Origin of the sequence: Burkholderia sp. SIMBA_051 (assembly GCF_046534915.1) — a bacterium.
Classification (GTDB): Bacteria; Pseudomonadota; Gammaproteobacteria; order Burkholderiales; family Burkholderiaceae; genus Burkholderia; species Burkholderia ambifaria.
Genome location: NZ_JAWRXS010000580.1, coordinates 1 through 254 on the forward strand (window position 1 = coordinate 1; position 254 = coordinate 254).

The 254-nt window shown below is 65.7% G+C and carries 1 pseudogene; it reads right to left on the minus strand.

Annotated elements, in window-relative coordinates:
* Positions 1–246 (minus strand): annotated as a pseudogene (locus SB771_RS35805) (EamA family transporter); the annotation flags it as partial.
* Positions 247–254 lie beyond the last annotated feature (8 nt).

The window sequence follows — 254 nt, forward strand, 5'->3', positions numbered from 1 at the left end:
CTGCGTGACCATCAATACGCCGGAGATGAGCGCGAGCGTGAGCGTGCGTCGCGTGAAATGCGCGCGCGTGAAGTAGCCTTTCCACGCGCAATACGCCGCCAGCGACAGAAAGCCGAACAGGCAGCGGAAAAACACCAGTGTCAGCGCGCCGAGCCGCGCTTCCTCGACGAACACGCCGAGCGTGCCCATCAGCAGCCCGCCGCCGGCCAGTGTGATCGCGCCTTGTTGACGTTGGGTGAGGGACATGCGCCGCG